A 277-nucleotide genomic window follows, 5' to 3' on the forward strand; every position below is an offset into this window, starting at 1 on the left:
GGTTCCATTAAAATTAAATAGGGATATAGTATAACGGTAGTACGACGGTCTCCAAAACCGTTGGTGGGGGTTCGATTCCCTCTATCCCTGCTGATATAATGGCGGATGTGGTGAAGTGGTTAACACATCGGTTTGTGGTACCGACATGCGTGGGTTCGATTCCCATCATCCGCCCTCGAGATTAATGTCTCATATATATCTCGATTACGTGATGTAATCATGCCGTTGTGGCGGAATAGGTAGACGCGCGGGACTCAAAATCCCGTTCTCGCAAGAG

The 277-nt window shown here is 47.3% G+C and carries 2 tRNA genes; both read left to right on the forward strand.

Annotated features, from left to right (window positions below):
• Positions 1 to 19 precede the first annotated feature (19 nt).
• Positions 20 to 90 (forward strand) — tRNA-Trp (locus IV73_RS04900).
• 11 nt (positions 91 to 101) lie between these two features.
• Positions 102 to 174: transfer RNA gene (locus IV73_RS04905), tRNA-His, on the forward strand.
• Positions 175 to 277: the final 103 nt, after the last annotated feature.

The sequence above is a fragment of the Weissella kandleri genome, from assembly GCF_001438705.1.
Taxonomy (GTDB): domain Bacteria; phylum Bacillota; class Bacilli; order Lactobacillales; family Lactobacillaceae; genus Weissella; species Weissella kandleri.